Annotated in this window: 15 protein-coding genes; 8 read left to right on the forward strand and 7 right to left on the reverse strand. The window is 64.9% G+C overall.

What is annotated here, in order from left to right; genetic code table 11:
• Window positions 1-5 precede the first annotated feature (5 nt).
• Window positions 6-1,133, forward strand: coding sequence for an acyl-CoA dehydrogenase family protein (locus tag B2U07_RS09505; protein ID WP_275545241.1), 1,128 nt, complete (start codon window positions 6-8; stop codon window positions 1,131-1,133).
• 109 nt (window positions 1,134-1,242) lie between these two features.
• Here B2U07_RS09505 and B2U07_RS09510 read toward each other — a convergent pair whose 3' ends face one another.
• Window positions 1,243-3,321, reverse strand: a complete 2,079-nt coding sequence (locus tag B2U07_RS09510) for a TonB-dependent receptor (protein WP_275545240.1) — start codon at window positions 3,319-3,321, stop codon at window positions 1,243-1,245.
• Window positions 3,322-3,916: 595 nt separating this feature from the next.
• Here B2U07_RS09510 and B2U07_RS09515 point away from each other — a divergent pair.
• Window positions 3,917-6,094 carry a PQQ-dependent dehydrogenase, methanol/ethanol family gene (locus tag B2U07_RS09515; RefSeq protein ID WP_275545239.1) on the forward strand — a complete coding sequence of 726 codons (2,178 nt, stop codon included), beginning with the start codon at window positions 3,917-3,919 and terminating at the stop codon, window positions 6,092-6,094.
• 238 nt (window positions 6,095-6,332) lie between these two features.
• Window positions 6,333-7,766, forward strand: coding sequence for an aldehyde dehydrogenase (gene aldA / locus B2U07_RS09520; RefSeq protein ID WP_275545238.1), 1,434 nt, complete (start codon window positions 6,333-6,335; stop codon window positions 7,764-7,766).
• A gap of 394 nt (window positions 7,767-8,160) precedes the next feature.
• Here the strand turns inward: aldA and B2U07_RS09525 are convergent, their stop codons facing one another.
• Complete coding sequence (locus B2U07_RS09525; RefSeq protein WP_275545237.1) at window positions 8,161-10,092, reverse strand: sigma-54-dependent Fis family transcriptional regulator; 1,932 nt, start codon at window positions 10,090-10,092, stop codon at window positions 8,161-8,163.
• A gap of 334 nt (window positions 10,093-10,426) precedes the next feature.
• Between B2U07_RS09525 and B2U07_RS09530 the strand changes: the two genes are divergently transcribed.
• From B2U07_RS09530 to B2U07_RS09545, 4 genes are all read left to right on the forward strand, one after another.
• Entirely contained in the window at window positions 10,427-11,548 is a 1,122-nt protein-coding gene (locus tag B2U07_RS09530; RefSeq protein ID WP_275545236.1) for a gluconokinase, GntK/IdnK-type, read from the forward strand.
• A gap of 49 nt (window positions 11,549-11,597) precedes the next feature.
• Window positions 11,598-12,875 (forward strand): TRAP transporter large permease, encoded by a 1,278-nt coding sequence (locus B2U07_RS09535; RefSeq protein WP_275545235.1) that lies wholly within the window; start codon window positions 11,598-11,600, stop codon window positions 12,873-12,875.
• Window positions 12,876-12,932: 57 nt separating this feature from the next.
• Window positions 12,933-13,946 (forward strand): TRAP transporter substrate-binding protein, encoded by a 1,014-nt coding sequence (locus tag B2U07_RS09540; RefSeq protein ID WP_275545234.1) that lies wholly within the window; start codon window positions 12,933-12,935, stop codon window positions 13,944-13,946.
• Window positions 13,947-14,206: 260 nt separating this feature from the next.
• The gene (locus B2U07_RS09545) at window positions 14,207-15,226 is read left to right on the forward strand and encodes a LacI family DNA-binding transcriptional regulator (protein ID WP_275545233.1); all 1,020 of its coding nucleotides are present in this window, start codon (window positions 14,207-14,209) and stop codon (window positions 15,224-15,226) included.
• A 2-nt stretch (window positions 15,227-15,228) separates the two neighbouring features.
• Here the strand turns inward: B2U07_RS09545 and B2U07_RS09550 are convergent, their stop codons facing one another.
• Both B2U07_RS09550 and B2U07_RS09555 read right to left on the reverse strand, forming a co-directional pair.
• The gene (locus tag B2U07_RS09550) at window positions 15,229-16,254 is read right to left on the reverse strand and encodes a lipase secretion chaperone (protein ID WP_275545232.1); all 1,026 of its coding nucleotides are present in this window, start codon (window positions 16,252-16,254) and stop codon (window positions 15,229-15,231) included.
• A gap of 97 nt (window positions 16,255-16,351) precedes the next feature.
• Entirely contained in the window at window positions 16,352-17,305 is a 954-nt protein-coding gene (locus tag B2U07_RS09555) for a triacylglycerol lipase (protein WP_275545231.1), read from the reverse strand.
• Window positions 17,306-17,797: 492 nt separating this feature from the next.
• Here B2U07_RS09555 and B2U07_RS09560 point away from each other — a divergent pair, with 492 nt between their 5' ends.
• Window positions 17,798-18,106 carry a class I SAM-dependent methyltransferase gene (locus B2U07_RS09560; RefSeq protein ID WP_275545230.1) on the forward strand — a complete coding sequence of 103 codons (309 nt, stop codon included), beginning with the start codon at window positions 17,798-17,800 and terminating at the stop codon, window positions 18,104-18,106.
• A gap of 26 nt (window positions 18,107-18,132) precedes the next feature.
• Here B2U07_RS09560 and greB read toward each other — a convergent pair whose 3' ends face one another.
• The 3 genes from greB to B2U07_RS09575 are packed head-to-tail and all read right to left on the reverse strand — an operon-like array spanning window position 18,133 to window position 21,873.
• Window positions 18,133-18,630 (reverse strand): transcription elongation factor GreB, encoded by a 498-nt coding sequence (gene greB, locus B2U07_RS09565; RefSeq protein WP_275545229.1) that lies wholly within the window; start codon window positions 18,628-18,630, stop codon window positions 18,133-18,135.
• A gap of 55 nt (window positions 18,631-18,685) precedes the next feature.
• Window positions 18,686-21,190 (reverse strand): ABC transporter permease, encoded by a 2,505-nt coding sequence (locus tag B2U07_RS09570; protein ID WP_275545228.1) that lies wholly within the window; start codon window positions 21,188-21,190, stop codon window positions 18,686-18,688.
• A complete protein-coding gene (locus B2U07_RS09575) occupies window positions 21,190-21,873 on the reverse strand; it encodes an ABC transporter ATP-binding protein (RefSeq protein WP_275545227.1) in 684 nt (227 codons plus the stop codon). The genes B2U07_RS09570 and B2U07_RS09575 overlap by 1 nt, the downstream gene beginning before the upstream one ends.
• Window positions 21,874-21,881 lie beyond the last annotated feature (8 nt).

Below are 21,881 nucleotides of genomic sequence, written 5' to 3' on the forward strand. Positions count from 1 at the left end.
CAGCCATGCTACCCAATGAAGAAGAGATCCTGATCCGTGACATGGCCCGCCAGTTCGCCCAGGAGCGGCTGAAACCCTTCGCCGCCGACTGGGACCGTGAGCATCGTTTCCCCACCGAGGCCATCGCCGAGATGGGCCAGCTGGGTTTTATGGGCATGCTGGTGCCCGAGTCGTGGGGCGGCGCCGAGACCGGCCACCTGGCCTACGCCATGGCTCTGGAGGAGATCGCCGCGGGCGATGGCGCCTGTTCCACCATCATGAGCGTGCACAATTCGGTGGGCTGCATGCCGATCCTCAAGTACGGCAGCGAGGAGCAGAAGCAGCGCTTTCTTCGCCCGCTCGCCGAGGGCAGCATGCTTGGTGCCTTCGCCCTGACTGAGCCGCAGGCCGGCTCCGACGCCAGCGACCTGCGCACCCGCGCGCGGCGTGATGGCGACCACTATGTGCTCAACGGTGCCAAGCAGTTCATCACATCAGGCAATCACGCCGGCATGGTCATCGTCTTCGCCGTCACCGATGCGCAAGCGGGCAAGAAGGGTATCAGCGCCTTTATCGTGCCCACCGATACGCCGGGTTTCTCGGTCGTGCGTGTGGAGGACAAGCTCGGGCAGCATGCCTCCGATACCTGTCAGATCCAGTTTGATGAGGTACGCATTCCTGCGAGCCTGCGCCTGGGCGAGGAGGGCGAGGGCTATCGCATTGCCCTGGCCAACCTCGAGGGCGGTCGCATCGGCATCGCCGCACAAGCGGTGGGCATGGCCCGCGCCGCGTTCGAGGCGGCGCGCGATTACGCCCATGAGCGAGTGACCTTCGGCAAGCCGATCATCGAGCATCAGGCGGTGGCTTTCCGTCTGGCCGATATGGCCACGCAGATCGCCGTGGCGCGGCAGATGGTGCATCACGCTGCCAGCCTGCGCGAAGCGGGCCAGCCGTGCCTGACCGAGGCGTCGATGGCCAAGCTGTTCGCCTCGGAGATGGCCGAGCGGGTGTGCTCGGCGGCGATCCAGACCCTGGGTGGCTACGGCTATCTCACGGACTTCCCGGTCGAGCGCATCTACCGCGATGCGCGGGTGTGCCAGATCTACGAAGGCACCAGCGACGTGCAGCGGATGGTGATTGCGCGCAGTTTGTAGCGCGGCGCGGTTTTTGTGGGAGCGGACTTGTCCGCGAAGCTTTTCCAGACAAGGCTTCGCGGACAAGTCCGCTCCCACAATGCCCCCAATACCCCTGGTGTTCCCGAGTTCACTCGAACTGATACTGCACGCCAGCACCGACATACCAGGCGCGTTCCGGGCCGGGCTCGTAGTAGCGGCCATTGCTGTCGCCGACGATCACCGAACCGATGTACTCACGATCCAGCAGGTTGTCGATACGCAGCACCTGGTTGAAGGTGAGTGCGCCGGTCTTCTGCTCGAAACGCGCCTGCCAGTTGAACAGCGCGTAGCTGGGCGCCGTCTTGGCGCTGTTGCTGTCCTCGACGTAGAGCTTGCTGCGATACAGGCCTTCGACGGCGGTGCTGAACCAGTCGACCGGCTTCCAGGCAAGCTCGCCATACAGGGTGCTGGTGGGGATGCCGGGCAAATGGTTGCCGCTCTCGATCACCTCGCCGCGGCTGCTGAAGTCCTTGCTGTAGGTCGCGTCGATATGGGTGTAGGCGAGGTTGGCGCGTAGGGTTTCGCTCAAATGGCTTTCCAGGGACAGCTCAAGGCCACGTCGGCGGGTTTGGGCCGCGTTCTGAAAGGTGTTGCGGCCGCCACTGGCCGATTCGACCACCAACTCGTCATCGGTATCGATCTGGAACAGCGCCAGTTGCAGGCTGGTGGCGTCGGCGAGATGGGCTTTCAGGCCGACTTCGAATTGTTCGCTGGTGGCCGGTTTCAGGTCGAAGCCGAAGGTGTTGTCAGGCCCGGAGTAGGAAAGCTCGTTGAGTGTAGGTGTCTCCAGGCCCTTGCCCCAACTGGCGTAGATATTCACATCCGGCAGCAGCGCATAGCTGGCGCCCAGGGTTGGGGTCAGCTTGCGGTAGGTGACCGAGCCGCTGTCGTCGCCGTTGTCGCCTTGGATGAAATGGTCATCCACCTCGAATTTTACCTCGCTGTGGCGCAGGCCAGCCTGCAGCTGGAGCTTGCCCAGCTGCCAGGCGGCTTGTACATAGGGCGAGAGGCTGGCGACCTCGTTGCGTTCGTCGCGGCGCAGATCGCCCTTTACGCCAAGGGTGCTGCCAACGAAGTTCTCGTAGCCCTGACGATCATCGCGCGAGTAGTCGTAATCCAGACCCGTAGTGACGGTCAGCAGGCTGCTGCCCAGGTCGAACGACTGAATCCAGCGGTTGCCGATACCGTGGAAGCGGCGCTCGAAGTCGATCACCCCGCCGGAGTGCGACGGATTGCCCTGCACCGCAACGGGAATCGACTGGTATTGGATCACCCGGCGCGTACCGCTATAGACCGTGCTTTGCCAGGTGCCGGCAGCGAAGCTGCGCTCGTAGTTGAGGGCGAACTGGCGATGGTCAACGGTCTTGCGCGTATCGAACTGCAGGGCGCTAGGCGCTGCCGCACGGCGGTCGCTGCGCACCTGATCCCAGGTCAGCCCTTGCGGGTCCTGGGTGTCGTTCTGGTCCAGCTCGCTGAAGCTCAGGCTCAGCTTGCTGACATCGTCCGGGTACAGGGTCAGCTTGGCGAAGGTCTTGTCGAGGATCGCGCCGCTGTGGTCGCGGTAGCCATCGGTTTCGAAATGCGAGCGGTTGATGATGAAGCCGGCCTTGTCGTTGCCGCCCTCGGCCGAGACCCGGGTGCGACTGGTGCCGTAGGCGGCCTGTGAGGTGTCGACGGCTACCTTGGGCGCACCTTCGCCATCGCGCGAGAACAGCTGGATCACGCCGCCCGAGTTGCTGCCGTAGACGCTGGCGAACGGCCCGCGCAGCACCTCAATGCGCTCCAGGGTGTCGAGATCGAAGGTGGCCGCCTGGCCCTGGCCGTCGGGGTTGGACAGCGGCACGCCGTCGGCCAGCAGTTTGATGCCGCGGATGCCGAAGGCCGAGCGGGCACCGAAACCGCGTGAGGAAATCTGCAGATCCTGCGCATAGTTCTGGCGGTTCTGCACCACCAGCCCGGGAACGCTGCCGAGCGCCTCGGAGAGGTTGACGCCGGGCTTGCCGAGCGTCGCCTGCTCGGCATCGATACGGTTGACGGAAAAGGGCAGTTGCCAGCCGCTGGCTTGGTAGCGGCTGCCGGTGATCACCAGCTCATCGATCTGGTAGGGCGTCTGGTCGGCCAAGGTCAGGCCCGGCAGCAGGGCGATGCAGGTCAGCTTGAGGCGCATGTAGCGATCCTTTTCAGATTTTTCTTGTGGGTACCGTCTTGCAGGTGCGGTCGGTCATCAATGCGGCAGAGCAGTGGCAGTCTCGGCGCGGCGCCGAGCAGCCAGAAAACCGCTGGAACAACGGACATCCATAGGTCGTGCCAGGTTGGACAAACCACCAGCGAGGCGCGCGCATGCCATACCTGAGTTGCCCCGAAAACACTGGCCATCGCTGGAAGGCTCCCTACAGCTTCGATGTCGGTAATGGTGCATTGGTCGCAGGCCTGCGCCGCGCTGTCTTGCCGCGCCGAAGGCTCTGGATCGAGCCGTGCAGGGTAGCAGGGCAGCCCCGCTGATGTGCCCGCGAAGTGGCTGATTTTGTATCCCGCATTTGCCATGCACTAGCGGCCTGCCGCTGTAGCGTCGCTGCAACAGCTGCAGCGATCGGCGCTACACCTGTTGCGCATCAGTCCCATGGCCCTTCTCCCGGAAAATCCGGCAAGGCCCCGCAAATGCTGGGGCGTAGCGATCGAGGCGGCTCTGGCACAGGCGTTGCTCCAGCACTGGCAAGCCGCGAAATCATGTTCGTGGTCACAACAAGAACTGGAGAAAAACCATGAGTTCGATTGGCCTCAATATGCCTGTCGCCCGCTCGAGTCTCGACAGGCAAGCCACCTTGCGTCTTCCCCGTACTGCCCTGGTCGCAGCGCTGCTACTGGCCGGTTTCTGCCAGGCCGCGCAAGCCGCCGATGTCGATGGCAAGCGCATCATCGCCGCCGACCAGGAGCCCGGTAACTGGATGAGCCACGGGCGCACCTACGACGAACAGCGCTACAGCCCGCTGGAGCAGATCAACCAGCAGAACGTCGACAAATTGGGTCTGGCCTGGAGCTACAAGCTCGACCTGGACCGCGGCGTTGAAGCCACACCCATCGTCGTCGATGGCGTGATGTACACCACCGGGCCATTCTCGGTGGTCTACGCACTGGACGCGCGCAACGGCAAGCTGCTGTGGAAGTACGACCCCAAATCCGACCGCAATCGCGCCGGCGAGGCCTGCTGCGATGCGGTCAACCGCGGCGTGGCGGTATGGAAGGGCAAGGTCTACGTCGGCGTGCTCGACGGCCGCCTGGAGGCCATCGACGCCAAGACCGGCCAGCGTGTCTGGTCGGTCGATACCCGCTCCGACCACAATCGCAGCTACACCATCACCGGCGCGCCGCGGGTGGTCAATGGCAAGGTCATCATCGGCAACGGCGGCGCCGAGTTCGGCGTGCGCGGCTACGTCACCGCCTACGATGCCGAGAGCGGCAAGCAGGCCTGGCGCTTCTACACCGTGCCAGGCGACCCCAAGCTGCCGCCGGAAGACAAGGCCATGGAAATCGCCGCCAAGACCTGGCACGGCGATGCCTTCGCCGAGCAGGGCGGTGGCGGCACTGCCTGGGACTCCTTCGCCTTCGACCCGGAGCTGAACCTGCTCTATATCGGCGTCGGCAACGGCTCGCTGTGGGATCCGAAATGGCGTAGCGAGGCCAAGGGCGACAACCTGTTCCTGTCGTCCATCGTCGCCGTCGATGCCGACACCGGTGAGTACGCCTGGCACTACCAGACCACGCCGGGCGATGCCTGGGACTTCACCGCCACGCAGCACATGATCCTCGCCGAGCTGGAGATCGACGGCAAAGAGCGCAAGGTGCTGATGCAGGCACCGAAGAACGGCTTCTTCTACGTCATCGACCGCGCCACCGGCGAGCTGCTGTCGGCCGAGAACATCGTGCCGGTGAACTGGGCCAAGGGCATCGACATGAAGACCGGCCGGCCCATCGTCGACGACGAGGCCGCCGCCTACTGGAAGGACGGCAAGCGCAAGCTGGTCACTCCGGCGTTCTGGGGCGCGCACGACTGGCATCCGATGTCGTTCAACCCCAAGACCGGCCTGGTCTACATCCCGGCGCACATCATGTCCGCCTACTACGAGCACATCCCGGAGGCGCCGGCGCGCAACCCGTTCAAGAGCATGTACCAGCTCGGCCTGCGCACCGGCATGATGCCGGAAGGCCCGGATGGCCTGCTGGAGATGGCCAGGTCCTGGTCCGGCAAGCTGATCGCCTGGGATCCGGTGAAGCAGAAGGCCGCCTGGGAAGTGCCCTACATCACCATCTTCAACGGCGGCACGCTGAGCACCGCCGGCAACCTGGTGTTCGAGGGCAGCGCCGATGGCCGGGTGATCGCCTACGCCGCCGAGGACGGCAAGAAACTCTGGGAGCAACCCGCCGCCAGTGGCGTGATGGCCGCGCCGATCACCTACTCGGTGGACGGCGAGCAGTACGTCACCTTCATGGCCGGCTGGGGCGGCGCGTTCTCCACCTTCGCCGGTGCCCTGTCGCTGCGTGCCGGCGTGCAGCCCTACGCCCAAGTGCTGACCTACAAGCTCGGCGGTACCGCCAAGCTGCAGGAGCCGGCGCCATTGGCCGATGCACCGAAGCCACCAGCGCTGACTGGCGATGCGGCAACCGTCAAGGCGGGCGGCAAGCTGTACGACAGCTACTGCTCGCAGTGCCACGGCATCCATGCCGTCAGCGGCGGCGTGCTGCCTGATCTGCGCAAGATGGCGCCGGAGAAGCACCAGATGTTCCTCGGCATCCTCTACGGCGGCCGCGTGCCGGACGGCATGCCGTCGTTCGCCGAGGCCTTCGATGCCAAGCAGGTCGATCAGATTCACCAGTACCTGATCAAGCGCGCCCACGACCTTCAGGAAGAAGGCGACGCCTGGAAGAAATTCAGCGCCAACTGACCCATACGGGGCGCTTCTAAAAACGTAGGTGAGGCAGCCAGCGCAAGGCAAGAACAGGCGAAAAACGGTCGGAGTCGCGTTCGACTTTACGAGTTGTAAATGAGCATTTTGATCGGACTCGCGCCCGAGCCTGTTTTTAACGCAGCGATGGCAACGCAGGTAGTTTTTAGAGGTGCCCCGCGGGCGCATGCCGGCCTGGCATGCGCTCGTCCGCCCACTCCGTATAGCGAGAGCGACCATGAGCGAAACCACTTACCAGAACTACATCGACAACGCCTTCGTCGGCAGCGACAAGCTGATCGAAGTGCGCAACCCGGCTACCGGCGACCTGCTGGCGCGCATTCCCGAGGCCAGCAACGAGCAGGTCGACTGCGCCATCGCCGCCGCACGCAAGGCGCAGAAAGGCTGGGCCGCCAGGCCGGCCATCGAGCGTGCCGGCTACCTGCGGCGCATCGCCGAGAAGGTGCGCACCAACGCCCCGCGCCTGGCGCAAATCATCACCCGCGAAGGCGGCAAGGTGCCGGCGCTGGCCGAGGTGGAGGTCAACTTCACCGCTGATTACCTCGATTACATGGCCGAGTGGGCGCGCCGCCTGGAAGGCGAGGTGCTGACCAGCGACCGTGCCGGCGAGCACATCTTCCTGCTGCGCAAGCCGCTGGGCGTGGTGGCCGGCATCCTGCCGTGGAACTTCCCGTTCTTCCTCATCGCCCGCAAGATGGCGCCGGCGTTGCTGACCGGCAACACCATCGTGATCAAGCCCAGCGAAGAAACCCCGATCAACTGCTTCGAGTTCGCCAAGCTGGTGGCTGAAGTGGACCTGCCGACTGGCGTGTTCAACGTCGTCGGCGGCACGGGCGCTGGCGCGGGCAGTGCGCTGACCAGCCATGCCGGTGTCGATCTGATCAGCTTCACCGGCAGCGTTGGTACCGGTTCGCGGATCATGGCCGCCGCTGCGCCGCATATCACCAAGCTCAACCTGGAACTGGGCGGCAAGGCGCCGGCCATCGTCCTGGCCGACGCCGACCTGGACCTGGCGGTGAACGCCATCAAGGCTTCGCGGGTGATCAATACCGGGCAGGTGTGCAACTGCGCCGAGCGCGTCTATGTCGAGCGCAAGGTGGCTGACCAGTTTATCGACAAGATCGCCTCGGCGATGGCGGCGACCCGGTATGGTGACCCGTCCGCCCAGGCCGATCTGGACATGGGCCCGCTGATCAACCAGGCCGGCCTCGACAAGGTCGCGCAGATGGTGCGCACCGCGGTCGGGCAGGGCGCGCAGGTAATGACTGGTGGTGCGGTGGCCGACCTGGGTCAAGGCTTCCACTACCAGCCCACGGTGCTGGCCGGCTGCGCCAGCGACATGGAGATCATGCGCAAGGAAATCTTCGGCCCGGTGCTGCCGATCCAGATCGTCGATGATCTCGACGAAGCCATCGCCCGCGCCAACGACAGCGAGTATGGCCTGACCTCGTCGATCTATACCCGCAATCTCAGCGCCGCGCTCAAGGCCAGCCGCGAGCTGGACTTCGGCGAGACCTACATCAATCGCGAGAACTTCGAGGCGATGCAGGGCTTCCACGCCGGTACGCGCAAGTCCGGGATCGGCGGCGCAGATGGCAAGCATGGGCTGTACGAGTACACCCACACCCATGTGATCTACGCACAGGAATAAGGAGTGACCTTTGGGCGGGCCGGTGCGTCAGTGCTGGCCCGCTCTTTTTTGTCTGCAGGAACAGGCGCTGGTGCTGTTGGCGAGGCAGGGATTTTTTTCGCGGACAAGTCCGCTCCCACAGGACAGTGAGCTGCCAGCACTCATATCGTGGGAGCGGACTTGTCCGCGAAGCTTTTGGCCTCAACAGAGGCGCATCGCTGATCTGATGGCTCCCATCTGCATGGAACCGAGGTATCGCGGCTGAAGCCGCTCCTACGCGAGCATGCGGCACGGTCATCTTGTGGGAGCGGACTTGTCCGCGAAGCTCTTTTGCCCCAATAGCGGCGCATCGCTGATTTTGATGGCACGCACGCGGAGCGTGGGAGCGATCAGGACCCGTGGCTGAGCAATCAGCTCAAAACAGCGCATTGGGCTGCACGATCCCATACTTCTTCATCTTGCGATACAGGGTCGAGCGGGCCACGCCGAAGGCCTCGGCCACGGCGCTGATATTCCAGTGGTGTTCGCGCAGCGCTGCCTGCAGATGGCGTGCTTCGTCATTCTCCAGGCGGCTGACGAGGCGACCTTCGTGCGCCTGCACAGACGCGCCGGGCAGGGCAGGCTGCTGCAGTTCGGCCGGCAGGCAGTCCAGGTCGATACAACCATCCTCGGCCAGTGCCGCGGCATAACGCAGGCAACTGGACAACTGGCGAATATTGCCGGGCCAGGGGTGCTCGAGTAGACGCTGGCGCGCCGCGTCGGTCAGCCGCAATGGGCCGTGGTTGCGCAGCAGGCTGTCGATCAGCGTATCCCGATCGCTGCGCTCGCGCAGTGCAGGCAGGGCCAGAGGCATGCCGTTGAGGCGGTAGAACAGATCCTCGCGAAATGCCTTGCTGGCGATCATCTGCGCGAGGTCCTGGTGGGTGGCGGAAATCAACTGCACATCCAGCGGCAGCGGAGTTTCGGCGCCCAGTGGGAAGATCTCGCGCTCAGCCAGCACGCGCAGCAGACGGGTCTGCAGATGCGCCGGCATGTCGCCGATCTCATCGAGGAACAGGGTGCCGCCATTGGCCAGTTCCAGCTTGCCTTTCATGCCCTTCTTGTTGGCGCCGGTGAAGCTGCCGCCGCGATAGCCGAACAACTCGCTTTCGATCAGGCTTTCCGGAATCGCCGCGCAGTTCAGTGCCACGAAGGGGCCGCGGGCACGCGCGCTGGCCTGGTGGATGGCGCGGGCGAAGGCTTCCTTGCCGGTGCCGGTTTCCCCTGTGATGAGGATAGGGATGTCCTTGTCCAGTAACTTGCGCAGGCGGCGCACGCCGTCCTGCAGGCGCGGATCGTTGCCGCCCAGGCGTTGCAGGTCGGGATGTTCGCTGCTGTTGGCAGACGCCGGGCGGGCGCGCGTTTGCGGCTGGACAGCGGGGACGCGCAGGCTGACGCCGACCGGCGCGTCGTCCTGCAGGGTGCGCAGGTTGAGGCTGCGCGCGCCGCCGTTGCTCAGGCTCAGCAGTTCGTCGACCCCAGCCGGGAGCAACTGGTCGATACGGCTGCCGAGCAGGTCGATCTGGCGTTCCTGCTGATAGCTGACGAAGGCCGCATGGTTGGCCCCGATGATCCGCCCCTGTTCATCGAGGGCCAGCAACTGCTCGTTGGCCAGGTCGCTGATGTCATCGTGGGATTTCACCGAGAGCGTCATGCGGTCGCGGTAGCGCTGGCGGAAGCTGGCGTTCTCAATCATCCGCGCGTACATGATCACCAACTGCAACGTGAGGTACTGCGCCTCCTTGGGGCCGGCGCTGTTCAGGCAGGTGGCGTTGAGGCAGCCGCGCAGCAGGTTCTGTGCGTCGTAGATCGGCGCCACCGAGCAGCTCAGGCGGAAGTTGGAAACCAGGAAGTGTTCCTGGTGGTGAATGGTCATGGCCTGGCGCGAGGCCAATGCGGTGCCGATGCCATTGGTGCCGACCGTGGATTCGTCCCAGCAGGCCCCGACGATCAGCCCGGCCTGGGTATAGAGTTCGTATTGTAGCGGCAGGCGGGTATCGAGGGTAACGCCGTGTTCGTCGCTGAGCAGCACGGCGAAGCCGGCCGGTACTACGCGCTTGGCCAGGCCGGTGACACCCTGACCGGCGATGCTCAGGTAGTCCTGATGCGAGCGCTGGTGTTCGCGCAATTCCTCTGCGGTCAACACATGCTTCTCGCCCTGTCCATGTGGATCGAGACGATGCTGCATCACGCTGCGGTACCAGGAACGGGCGATCTGTTCGTCCGGATGAATGCGGCGTTCCGGAAAATGATCGGCCACGAAAGCAGTGAGATCGCTGGGGCAGGCCCCGGGCGAATGGATGCTCATGGGCACTCCTTCCAATGGTGCGTTGGCTCGCAGCCTTTTGTTGTTTTGCCGGTTCGCCCTGAAGTGCACGGGCGAGCCCTGAATGAATGCGACTCTAGCCGTATTCAGGCGGGTTGGGAACCGCCAGGTCGAGTCGCGACCCTGTCTTCGGTTAATGGCTCGGCCGGGCTTCGTGGCTGACCCGGGCCGGCGAAGTTTTGCGTCAGTTGGACGCAGGTCGCCCGGCAATGCCGCAAAAAATGTTGAAAACGGGGGATTGTCGAACGTTTTGGATAGCGCTAACATCCGGCTCAAACAATGAGCGGCCCACCTCGATGGTGCCCATGGAGTTCCCATGCAACAGCAGCCTTCCGCACTGCCTGCCCGCACCACGCTCGTGGTCATGGGGGTCAGTGGTTCCGGCAAGAGCGAAATCAGCCAGGCGGTTGCAGCTGCACTGGGCTGGCGCCATATCGAAGCCGATCATTTCCATCCTGCCGAAAACGTCGAGCGCATGCGTGCGGGTATCCCGCTGAGCGACGAGGATCGCCGCCACTGGCTCGATGCGCTGTGCGAGCAGATGCTGGCAGCGCAGGCCGCCGGCGAGTGTTTCGTGCTGGCCTGTTCGGCGCTCAAGCGTGCCTACCGTGAGCGCCTGCGTCAGGCCATTCCCGGCCTGCAGTTCGTTCACCTGAATATCGACCACGCCACTGCGGTGCAGCGTGTCGGTGCCCGGCCCGGACATTTCATGCCGATCTCCCTGGTCGACAGCCAGTTCGCCACTCTCGAAAGCCCGGCGGGTGAGCCGCATGTACGGGTCGTGGATGCGCAGCAGCCCCGGCAAGTTGTAGTGGCCGAAATCCAGGCCTGGGTGCGCCGCGATGCCACGGAGGCGGTTTCCAGCGAAGCTCAGGATGTTCTCGATAGCGAGATTGATAGCGCTAACCAGGCGGCGCAACTGGGTGCCGAGCCAATCTATGAGGGCCGTATCGCGCGTCTGTTCGACCGCCTGACCGATGGCCTGATGGCCGTTCTGATGGCGTTCATGGTGGTGGCCGTGTTCGCCAACGTGGTGCTGCGCTATGCATTCGGCACCGGCTGGCCGGGCGCCGAGGAACTGTCGCGCCTGGCCTTCGTCTGGCTGGTGTTCGTCGGCGTGGCCTCCGGCATGCGCCGTGGCGAGCTGATGACCTTTCGCATGATCCGCGACCGCTTCCCGTTGCTGGCGCAACGCCTGGTGGATTCGCTGAGCTGGATGCTGGTTGCCGGGGCCAGCCTGCTCTCGGCCTGGGGCGCCTGGAATCAGGTGCAGTTCGGCTGGGGCAACGTCAGTACGGTGGTCGGATACCCCGTGGTGCTAGCCATGCTGCCGGTGCTGGCGAGCATGCTGGTGCTGGCGATTCTCGCCGTGGTGCAACTGATCAACCTCTGGCGGCGTGCGCCACAGGTAACGCTGACCCAGGCTCACGTCGAATAATGCTGCCCCAATTCCAACAAGACGGGCACTGCCCACCGAGGACCTGCCGATGACTGTCGCGGTATTTCTTTCGTCCCTGCTGGGGTTCATGGCATTCGGCATGCCCATTGCGTTCGCCCTGATCCTCACCGCGGCCGTGCTGATGTGGTACCTGGACTTCTGGGACGTGCAATTGCTGGCGCAGAACCTGCTCGCTGGTGCCGACAGCTTTCCGCTGCTGGCGGTGCCGTTCTTCATCCTGGCCGGCGAGCTGATGAACGCCGGCGGTATTTCCCGGCGCATCATCGCCATGGCCCAGGCCTATTTCGGTCACCTGCGCGGCGGCCTCGGCTACGTCGCCATCGCGGCCGCCGTGCTGTTGGCCAGCATGTCCGGTTCGGCCCTGGCCGATACCGCGGCGCTCGCCACCTTGCTGCTGCCAATGATGCGTCAGCGTGGTTACCCAGTGCATTCTTCGGCTGGCCTGGTCGCCGCTGGCGGCATCATCGCGCCGATCATTCCGCCGTCGATGCCCTTCGTGATCTACGGGGTGGTCACCAATACATCCATCAGCCAGCTGTTCATGGCCGGCTTGGTGCCGGGACTGATCATGGGCGCAGGTCTGATCATCGCCTGGACCCTGATCGCGCGTGGCTTCACCGAGCCGACGCCGCCCAAGGCCAGTGCCGCCGAGCGGCGCCGGGTGCTGATCGACGGTGTGGCGGCGCTGATGCTGCCGGTGATCATCGTCGGCGGCCTGCGCTTCGGCATCTTCACGCCTACCGAGGCGGCCGTGGTCGCGGCGGTCTATGCGCTGGCGGTGTCCACCTTGCTTTACCGTGAGCTGAGCTGGAGCGACCTGATGGAAACCCTGACCCGCGCCAGTCGCACCACGGCGTCGGTGATGTTCCTCTGCGCGGCCGCCACGGTATCGGCCTACATGATTACCCTGGCGCAGTTGCCGGACGAGATCGGCGCCATGCTCGGGCCGCTGGCCGAGCATCCGCGGTTGCTGGTGCTGGCGATCATGCTGCTGATGATCGCAGTGGGTATGGTGCTGGACCTGACCCCGACCATCCTGATTCTGGCCCCGGTGCTCGCGCCCATCGCGATCAAGGCCGGCGTCGATCCGGTGTATTTCGGCGTGATGTTCGTGCTGATCGGCTCCATCGGCCTCATCACTCCGCCAGTCGGCACGGTGCTCAACGTCGTCGGAGGCATCGGCAAGCTACGCATGGAGGTGCTGGTGCGCGGCGTCATGCCGTTCTTCCTGATCTATCTGGCCATCGTCGTGGCGCTGGTGGCGTTCCCCGCCATCGTCACCGTGCCGCTGGCCTGGTTGCGCTGAGTTGACCCACCGGCGTTGGCGCGCCGGCAACATCCACAACAATAAGAGGTAGACCCAATGAAACGTCCGCTGCTCGCCATCCTCACCGCTGCCATGCTGTGCAGCCCGCTCGCCAGTTTCACCGCTCACGCCGATGACGTGCGTTCGCGCATGATCCGTTTCGGTTACGGCCTCAACGAGAACAGCAACCAGGGCCGCGCGGCCAAGCTGTTCGCCGAGGAGGTGGCCAAGGCCTCCGACGGCAAGCTCAAGGTGCGTACCTTCGGTGCCGCCAGCTTGGGTTCCGATGATCAGATGCAGAGCGCGCTGATTGGCGGTGCGCAGGAAATGATGGTCGGCTCCACCGCAACGCTGGTGGGCATCACCAAGGAAATGGCGGTGTGGGACACGCCGTTCCTGTTCAGCAGCGCCGAGCAGGCCGATGTGGTACTGGACGGTCCGGTCGGTCGCCAGGTCATGGACAAGCTGGAAGAGAAGGGGCTGGTCGGCCTGGTGTACTGGGAGAACGGTTTCCGCAACCTGACCAACAACAGTCGTCCGATCAACAAGCTGGAGGACTTCTCCGGGGTCAAGCTGCGCGTGATGCCCAACCCGGTATTCCTTGAGACCTTCAAGCTGATGGGCGCAAACGCCGTGCCGCTGCCGTTCTCCGAGCTGTTCACCGCGCTGGAGACCAAGGCGGTCGACGGCCAGGAAAACCCGTTCAACACCATCCTCTCCTCGAAGTTCTACGAAGTGCAGAAGTACCTGACCGTAACCAACCACGTGTACAGCCCGTGGATTGTCACCGTGTCCAAGCGCTGGTGGGACGGCCTATCGCAGACCGAGCAGAACATCCTGCTGGAGGCGGCCAAGAAGGCACGCGACTTCGAGCGTAAGGACACCCGCGAGGAAGCAGCTCGCGCCCTGGCCGAGCTAAAGGAGAAGGGCATGCAGATCAACGAAGTGGAGCCGGCCGAAGTACAGCGCATGCGTGACCAGGCCGCGCCGGCGATCCAGAAGGTCGTCGACACGGTCGGCCAGCAGCTGTTCGATCAGGTTCAGGCCGGAGCCGAGAAGGCTGCTTTGTAAGCAATGCTGTTCAGTTAAGGCTGCGCGCTTGGCCCCCTCGCCCATTTATGTGAGAGGGCTGGAGCGCAGCAAAGCTTTGCAAGAACTTGCTCAGGCTCAGGCCAGGTAGCGCACAGCCAAAGCTGGTCAGGTTCGAGGTTTAGCGGGGCACGCAGGTGGTAACGCTCCTTGCATGGTGGCGCTACCCCGGGCGGCGTGTCCCGCGCTTTATTCACTGGCGGGGCTGGTAGAATCGCCCGCTGGTAAACAATGGAGGCGCTATGACTCAACGCCGTCGCCGGTCCGCTGAACGCGTCACCCTATCCGATGTGGCCAAGGCTGCGGGTTGCTCGCTGATGTCTGCTTCGCGCGCGTTGTCGCAGCCGGGGCGGGTGTCCGATGCGCTGCGTGAACAGGTGATGCGGGCTGCGCAGGCGCTGGGCTACGTGCCCAATCCGGCTGCGCGGGCGCTGGCCAGTTCGCGCTCGAACCTGGTGGCGGTGGTGATTCCGTCGCTGTCGAACTCGGTGTTCGTCGATACCGTCGAGGCCATCCAGCGCGTGTTGATGCCGGCCGGTTTCGAGATGATGATCGGCGTCAGCCACTACCGGGTCGAGGAGGACGAGCGCCTGCTGCGTTCCTACCTGGCGCACCAGCCGGCGGGCATGCTGGTCACCGGCTTCGAGCGCAGCGATGCGGCGCGTGAAATCCTCGGTGCCAGCAGCTGCCCGCTGGTGACGCTGATGGAGCTGAGCGAAGAGCCGGAGGACTACTGCGTCGGCTTTTCGCAGGTCGAGGCCGGCGCTGCCATGACCCGTGCCCTGGTGCAGCGCGGTTATCGTCACGTCGCCTTCGCCGCGGCGCAGCTCGACCCGCGTACCCTGCAGCGCGCCGAGGGCTATCGCCAGGTGATGCAGTACCTCAATCGCCATGATCCGGCGCTGGAGCTGCTGACGCCGCAGCTGTCGTCGATCGGCCTGGGCGCCGAGTTGCTCGATCGCCTGCTGGCGCAGCAACCGCAGATCGATGCGGTGTTCTTCAACAACGACGACCTGGCCATGGGCGCGCTGTTCCGTGCGCGCCAGCTGGGCCTGGACGTGCCGGGACGCCTGGCTATCGCCGGCTTCAACGATCTGCCGGCGGCGGCCTGGATGCATCCTGCTCTGAGCACGGTGCGCACCACGCGCGGTCGTATCGGCGAGCTGGCGGCGAACATGCTGCTGGCGCTGATGCGCGGTGAAACGCCGGAGCAGCACTGTATCGACGTCGGTTTCGAACTGGTGATGCGCGACAGCGCCTGACGCTACTGCTTCTTGCTCGCCGCCAACTGTTCGGCGGCATCCAGACGCAGGCGTTCGCGCTCATCGAAACGTTCTGCAGCCAGAGCCTCGATCGCTGCACGCTTGTCTCCGCTGCTGAGGCCTTCGCTGGCCTCGATACGCGCTTTCGCGGCGATGTAGTCGCCCAGACGTTGCTGCCAATTCTCCCGCTGGCTATCCAGCGCCTCAAGACGCGTGGTGGCTTCTGCACCGACCAGTTGCTGGCGCATCTGGCGGATCTGCGCTGCGCTGGCGCCCTCGGCCTGCAGCCGCGCTGTGTTCTGCCGTAGTTCCTGTTGCAGTTGCGGCAGTACGGCGTCCTGTAGCTCTTCGGGCAGGGAGGTACGCAAGCGGTCGACGGCAATGCCTTTTTCTTCGGGACTCATGCGGGCGTCGTGCTGGATGGCCAGGCGCTCCAGAGTAAAGCGGTTATAGCCTTCCTCGCGGGCGAAGAAGGCCAGGTGCGTCTCGTTGTCGAACAGGCGCGCGCGCAAGGCCTGTACGGCGCTCTCGCGCTGGCGCATGGCATCCAGGCTGGCCATTTGCGGCAGGTCACGCTCAAGCAGCACCAGCTCACGCTTGTAGCTCAGGTACTGCTCCAACAGCGTCCGGGCACGGGCTCGCGATGGCTCCTGAAGCCGGCTGTCGATGTATTTGCGTAGCCGCGAAACGCTGGCATCGAGGCTTTCTTCGCCGATGCTGGCGAGGAAGTAATCGAAGATCCGCCGGATATCCTCGCTGACGATCAGATTGCCGGCAGCATCGACGCGAAAGCTGCCGTCGACTTCGGTGCCGACAAAGGAGCTGGGCAGGGCCAGCCTGGCAGCCTTGTTCGGTCTGTCTTCGCTGCGCGGCGCTGTGGTCTCGGCAGTCGGCTCTGCTGCGGATGGCGGCGCCATCACGGCGGCGGGAGAAGGGAGTTGAGTGGGCTGGTGCCCGGGTTGTAGATAAAGCATCAACGCCAGGCTGGCGGCGATCAGTAGAGGCAGGGCGAACAGGGCTTTCTTCACGGCAGGTTCCAGTAAGACGTCGGATCGCGATCCGAACCGTTGCTCAGCGCTGATACCTCGCAGGGTGCGTTGTGCGCACCCTGCGAGCAACAGCAGTTCAGAGCCCGGCGTTCTTCAGGCGGTTGGCGTGCTGGCGGTAGACCGTCACCGGATCGGTCTCGAACAGGCTGGTCAGGCCCAGGGTCTGGTTGACCTCGTCGAGGTGGTTCATCCGGTAGTTGTCACGGATCACCTGGCCCATGCGCGAGCTGCAGCGACCAACCAGGCCGTCGTTGGCCTCGTTGCCGAAGGTCAGCGAGGACGCGCCCATCAGCAGGTCACTGGGGTCGAGCACGTTGGTCAGCGGGCTGGTGCCGCTCCAGGAGTAATAGCGCACGCCGTTCACGCTATAGGCCCCTTCGCCACAGGCACTGGTGGGAATGCCCTGCGGGAACTTGGCGTTGAAGCGCGCTGCGCCTTCGCTGTTGAGCGATTCCAGCGAACCCAGGGCATTTTGCGGCGTGGTGCTGGAGCTGCCGGAGAGGAAGTTGATCAGCGTACCCAGGCCATTGACGATGCCCGCAAGCAGCGGGGTGGCGACCGGGCCGGTGGGTCCATCGCTGATGCCCTTGAGGAAGTCGGCAGTGGCTGAGCCCCGGTGCGGTGCGCCGACGCTGGTGACCGAGGCGACCAGGTCCGGACGCACCGCAGCGACGTAGCGCGTGGTCGGGCCGCCATGGCTATGGCCGATCAGGTTGACCTTGCCCTTGCCGCTGATGGCGACGATGTCCTCGACCTGCTGCAGCAATTGCTCGCCGCGCGCTTCCGAAGTGTCCAGCTGGCTGACTTCGGTGACATAGACGCTGGCGCCGTCACGGCGCAGGGCGGCCGGAATGCCATACCAGTAATCGATGCCCAAGATGCTGTCGAAGCCGAGCATGCCGTGGCCGAGGACGATGGGATATTGGGTCTGGGTGTAGCCTGAGGAGCCGAACCAGGCGGCCTGGGTCTGGCCGCTGGCGAGCAGGCCGGCGCCGAGGCAGAGGGCGAGCAGGGTTTTATTGTTCTTCATGGGCGCTCTCGATGGATTGATTGGAAAGCTTCCTGCCAGGCGATCGCACCCATCCCGTGGCACGTACGGCGCAAGAACGATGGCAGGAAACATGCCATTGCCCAGCATTTTTGCGTAAGGCCTCTATTCCGGTACTTTGCTTGCTACTGAGCCTATCGTGTGCCGATAACGTCGGCTAAGTTCTGTTACGTGCCGACACACCGTAGCACGCGCATGGCCGCACATTGCGCTGTCCGAGGACGGATGGCGAGGGTTTCGGGGGACCGGCATAGCGGCGCGTGGGCCGTCGGCCAATCAAAGGTCAGGCTGGCAGCGGAGCGCGCCTTGACAGTTTGCCGTGGGCTTCTCTAGGATGCGCCCTGCGCCGATTTAAACAGCTACTTGCGGGGCGCCACAGGGTGTTGTCATCAGCACCTGAAATTCCGCTAAAGCGCTGGTTCGGTGTCGCCTCCCACCGCTGCCCAGCGGGATTCTCGAGGCGGAGACTCGACCATGATCTGTCCCCAACCCCTTATTCGCCTGGCGCCCATCACCTCGGGCCTGCTGCTGCGCAATCCGCGCGTGCTGCTCGGCGGTAGCCATCAGCCCACCTTGCTGCGTTATCTCGAAGGCTGGCCCAAGCGCTGGGCCGGGTCGCGTGCGTTTCGCATCCAGTTCGTACAGAACGGCGAATCGCTGAGCCGCTTCGCGCGGGACAGCTTCGACCTGGCGGTGATCCAGGCCCCGTGCGCCGAGGATCTGGCGCAAACCGTAGGTGAGCTGGTGCGTGTGGCGCGTCAGGGGCTGATTACCCGGCGCTAATATGCTGACGTAGGGCGGGGCAGTGTCTAGGAATAGTCGATCTCGACGATGTAGCAGGTCTTCTCGCCACTGGGGCTGTGCACGCGAACCTCGGCGTCCAGTTCCTTGCCGACCAGGGCGCGCGCCAGTGGCGAGTCGATGCTGATCAGGCCCTGCTTCAGATCCAGCTCGTCAGGGCCGACGATACGGTAGCGTGACTGTTCGCCGTCCTCGTCTTCGATGGTGACCCAGGCGCCGAAGTACACCTTGTTCGGATCGGACGGTTTTTCGCTGACCACCTTGAGCTTTTCCAGGCGCTTGGTGAGAAAGCGCACGCGGCTGTCGATTTCGCGCAGCATCTTCTTACCGTAGGTGTACTCGGCGTTTTCCGAACGGTCGCCCTGGGCCGCCGCTTCGCTGACCGATTGCGTCACCTGTGGCCTGCGCACATGCCACAGCTCGTGCAGCTCGGCGCGCAGGCGCGCTTCGCCTTCAGGCGTGATCAAGGGCGTGCCGGCGGGGCGAGGGGGGCGATAGCGGCTCATGGTGTCTCTTAGAGGGGCAAAGGGGCGCCAGTCTAGCAAACCCCTTCCTCCAGGCTCAGCCTTCGCGCAATACGCTCAGGGGGCTGGCATTCAGAGCGCGGCGGGTGCCGAGTACGCCGGCCAGGCCGATCAGCAGCGCGCCGATCACGGGCAGCAGGAGCAACCAGGGGTGAGGCTGCCAGCTCATGTCGAAGGCATAACGGTAGAGCAGGAAACTCACCAGCTCGCAGCCCAGCGCGGCAAGCAGGCCGGCGGCAGCGCCCAGCAGACCGAACTCGGCACGGCGGGCGCTGATCAGCAACTTGCGCTCGGCGCCCAAGGCACGCAGCAACGCACCCTGGCGAATGCGCTCGTCCAGCGTGGCCTGCAGTCCGGCCAGGAGCACGGTAATGCCGGCGGCGAGTACGAACAGCAGCACGTACTCGATGGCCAGGGTGACCTGGGTGAGGATACTGCGCAGTTGCGCCAGCAGTGCGTCGACCTGCAGCAGGGTGACGCTGGGGAAGGCGCGGCTGAGGGTGACCAATTCCGCGTCCTGGCCGGGTGGCAGGTAAAAGCTGGTCAGGTAGGTGGCGGGCAGGTCCTGCAGGGTCTGCGGCTCGAAGATCATGTAGAAGTTGGGCTGGAAGCTGTCCCAGTCCACCTGGCGCAGGCTGCTGACCTGCGCTTCGCGCTCGATGCCGCCGACATTGAAGCGCAGGCGGTCGCCCAGTTTCAACTGCAGGCTTTCAGCCAGCTCGGCCTCGACGGAAACGCCAGGTAGTTCGCTGGCGTGCGCCGCGCCCCACCAATTGCCGGCGGTGATCAGGTTGTCCGATGGCAGCTCTTCGGCCCAGGTCAGGCTCAGGTCGCGCTGGATGGCGCGCTCGCCGCGGCTTTCCTTGGTCACCAGTTGGCGCACCGGCTCGTCGTTGATCATGATCAGCCGACCGGGCACCACCGGATACAGCGGCGCCGGGTGTGGCGATAGTTCGGCTAGGCGTGCGGCGAAGGCATCGCGTTCTGCCGGCAGCACGTTGAGGGCGAAGTGGTTGGGCGCATCCTCCGGCAACTGGTCCTGCCAGGTGTCGAGCAGCTCGCCACGCAGAAGGGCGATCAGCGCCATGGCCAGCAGGATCAGGCCGAACGCCAGCGACTGGCCAGCGGCGGCCAATGGATGGCGCAGCAGTTGTCCAAGACCCAAACGCCAGGGCAGCGCGGCGCGCTGCAGCATGCGGCGCAGGCTCTGCAAGCCGAGCAACAGCAGGCCGCCAAGCACTACCGCCGCCAGCAGGCCACCGCCGAGCAGTGCCAGGGTCAGGCGCAGGTCCAGGCTCAGACGCCACATGATCAGGCCCAGCGCGACCAGCGCCGCGCCGTATACCAGCCAGGAACCCGCCGGCACCGGCAGCATGTCGCGGCGCAGCACGCGCAGCGGCGGCACGCGCCCAAGAGCCGCCAGCGGCGGCAGGGCGAAGCCGGCCAGCGCTACGAGGCCGGTGGCCATTCCGGCGAGAGCGGGCCACAGGTCGGCAGGTGGCAGATCATCGGGGATCAGACCGCGTAACAGGTAGAACAGCACGTGCTGACCGGCCCAGCCGAGCAGCGCGCCGAGCACGCTGGCGATCAGCCCGAGCAGCGCCAATTGCAGGCCGAACAGCGCCAGTGCTTCGCGCCGTGATAGACCGAGGCAGCGCAGCAGGGCGCTGGCGTCGAAGCGCCGCGCCGCGAAGCGTGCGGCAGACAGGGCCACCGCGACACCGGCGAGCAGCACCGCCGCCAGGCTGGCCAGGTTCAGATAACGTTCGGCGCGGCCGAGTGCGCCACCGACCTGGCGATTGCCATCACGCGCATCGTCCAGGCGTTGATTGGGTTCCAGGCCGGCTTCGACGGCCTGACGGTAGGCTGCCAGTGCGTCGGCATCGCCGCGCCAGAGTTCGCGAAAGCGCACACGGCTGCCGGGTTGCACGACCTCGGTCGCAGCGAGGTCGTCCAGGTGCATCAGCACCCTCGGAGTCAGGCTATAGAAATCGCCAGCGGTGTCCGGGTCATAGGTCAGCACGCGGCTTAGACGCAGAGTCTTGGCGCCGATCTCCAGCTCATCCCCTATCTTCAGGTTCAGCGCGACCATCAGGCGTGCCTCGGCCCAGACCTCTCCCGGGCGCGGGCCGGAACCCACTTCCTCTGATGCGTAGGGCTCGGCTGCGCTTCGCAATTCACCGCGCAGCGGGTAAGCGTCGTTGGCTGCCTTGACGCTGGACAGCTGAATGCCATCCGCTGCGGCGACCACGCTGGAAAACTCCACCGCCTGGGCATGATCCAGGCCCAGCTTGAGGCCGGCATCGATCTGCTCCTGGCTGGCCGGCGAGCTCCCGCTCAGGCGCAGGTCGGCGGCGAGAAATTCGCTGGCGCGCAGCAGCATGGCGTCGTTCAGGCGCGCGCCGAAATAGCCGATAGCGCTGCTGGCTGCCACAGCGACCAGCAAGGCGAAGAACAGCACCCGCAACTCGCCGGCGCGGGCGTCGCGCAGCAGTTGGCGGGCAGCGAGCGAAAACAGGCGAGCGAAGGGCACGCGTTTCATCAGGGCTCCACGCGATCGATCAGATGCCCGCCTTCCAGGCGGATCAGGCGCTGGCAACGGTGTGCCAGGCGTTCGTCATGGGTGACCAGCACAAGGGTGGTGCCACGCTCCTGGTTGAGCTGAAAGAGCAGGTCGCTGATGCGTTCGCCGGTATGGCTGTCGAGGTTGCCGGTGGGTTCGTCGGCGAACAGTACGTCCGGCTCGGCGGCGAAGGCGCGGGCGATGGCCACGCGCTGTTGTTCGCCGCCCGACAGCTGGCGTGGGTAGTGCGTCAGACGCTGGCCGAGGCCTACGCGTTCGAGCAATGCACGGGCGCGCTGGCGGGCATCGGCATGACCTTCCAGCTCCAGCGGCAGCATCACGTTTTCCAGCGCATTGAGGCTGTCGAGCAACTGGAACGACTGGAATACGAAGCCGACATGCTCGGCGCGCAGGCGCGCACGCTGGTCCTCATCGAGTTCGCTGAGGTTCTTGCCGGCCAGCAGCACGGCGCCGCCGCTGGGCAGGTCGAGGCCGGCGAGCAACCCGAGCAGGGTGGATTTGCCGGACCCGGAACTACCGACGATGGCCAGGCTGTCGCCTTTGCTCAGTTCGAGATCGAGATCATGGAGGATGGTCAGCTCGCCTTCCGCGCTGCTGACCACTTTGCTAAGGTTCCGCGCAGCGAGAATGCTCGAAGTCATGGAGATTC

It is taken from the genome of Pseudomonas sp. UBA7530 (genome assembly GCF_002479365.1).
GTDB lineage: Bacteria > Pseudomonadota > Gammaproteobacteria > Pseudomonadales > Pseudomonadaceae > Aquipseudomonas.

Coding starts and splice junctions, on each gene's coding strand:
- B2U07_RS09540 (WP_275545234.1), top strand. CDS start 12,933: ATGAAACGTCCGCTGCTCGCCATCCTCACCGCTGCCATGCTGTGCAGC.
- B2U07_RS09575 (WP_275545227.1), bottom strand. CDS start 21,873: ATGACTTCGAGCATTCTCGCTGCGCGGAACCTTAGCAAAGTGGTCAGC.
- B2U07_RS09510 (WP_275545240.1), bottom strand. CDS start 3,321: ATGCGCCTCAAGCTGACCTGCATCGCCCTGCTGCCGGGCCTGACCTTG.
- B2U07_RS09525 (WP_275545237.1), bottom strand. CDS start 10,092: ATGAGCATCCATTCGCCCGGGGCCTGCCCCAGCGATCTCACTGCTTTC.
- B2U07_RS09505 (WP_275545241.1), top strand. CDS start 6: ATGCTACCCAATGAAGAAGAGATCCTGATCCGTGACATGGCCCGCCAG.
- greB (WP_275545229.1), bottom strand. CDS start 18,630: ATGAGCCGCTATCGCCCCCCTCGCCCCGCCGGCACGCCCTTGATCACG.
- B2U07_RS09555 (WP_275545231.1), bottom strand. CDS start 17,305: ATGAAGAACAATAAAACCCTGCTCGCCCTCTGCCTCGGCGCCGGCCTG.
- B2U07_RS09535 (WP_275545235.1), top strand. CDS start 11,598: ATGACTGTCGCGGTATTTCTTTCGTCCCTGCTGGGGTTCATGGCATTC.
- B2U07_RS09570 (WP_275545228.1), bottom strand. CDS start 21,190: ATGAAACGCGTGCCCTTCGCTCGCCTGTTTTCGCTCGCTGCCCGCCAA.
- B2U07_RS09515 (WP_275545239.1), top strand. CDS start 3,917: ATGAGTTCGATTGGCCTCAATATGCCTGTCGCCCGCTCGAGTCTCGAC.
- B2U07_RS09545 (WP_275545233.1), top strand. CDS start 14,207: ATGACTCAACGCCGTCGCCGGTCCGCTGAACGCGTCACCCTATCCGAT.
- aldA (WP_275545238.1), top strand. CDS start 6,333: ATGAGCGAAACCACTTACCAGAACTACATCGACAACGCCTTCGTCGGC.
- B2U07_RS09560 (WP_275545230.1), top strand. CDS start 17,798: ATGATCTGTCCCCAACCCCTTATTCGCCTGGCGCCCATCACCTCGGGC.
- B2U07_RS09530 (WP_275545236.1), top strand. CDS start 10,427: ATGCAACAGCAGCCTTCCGCACTGCCTGCCCGCACCACGCTCGTGGTC.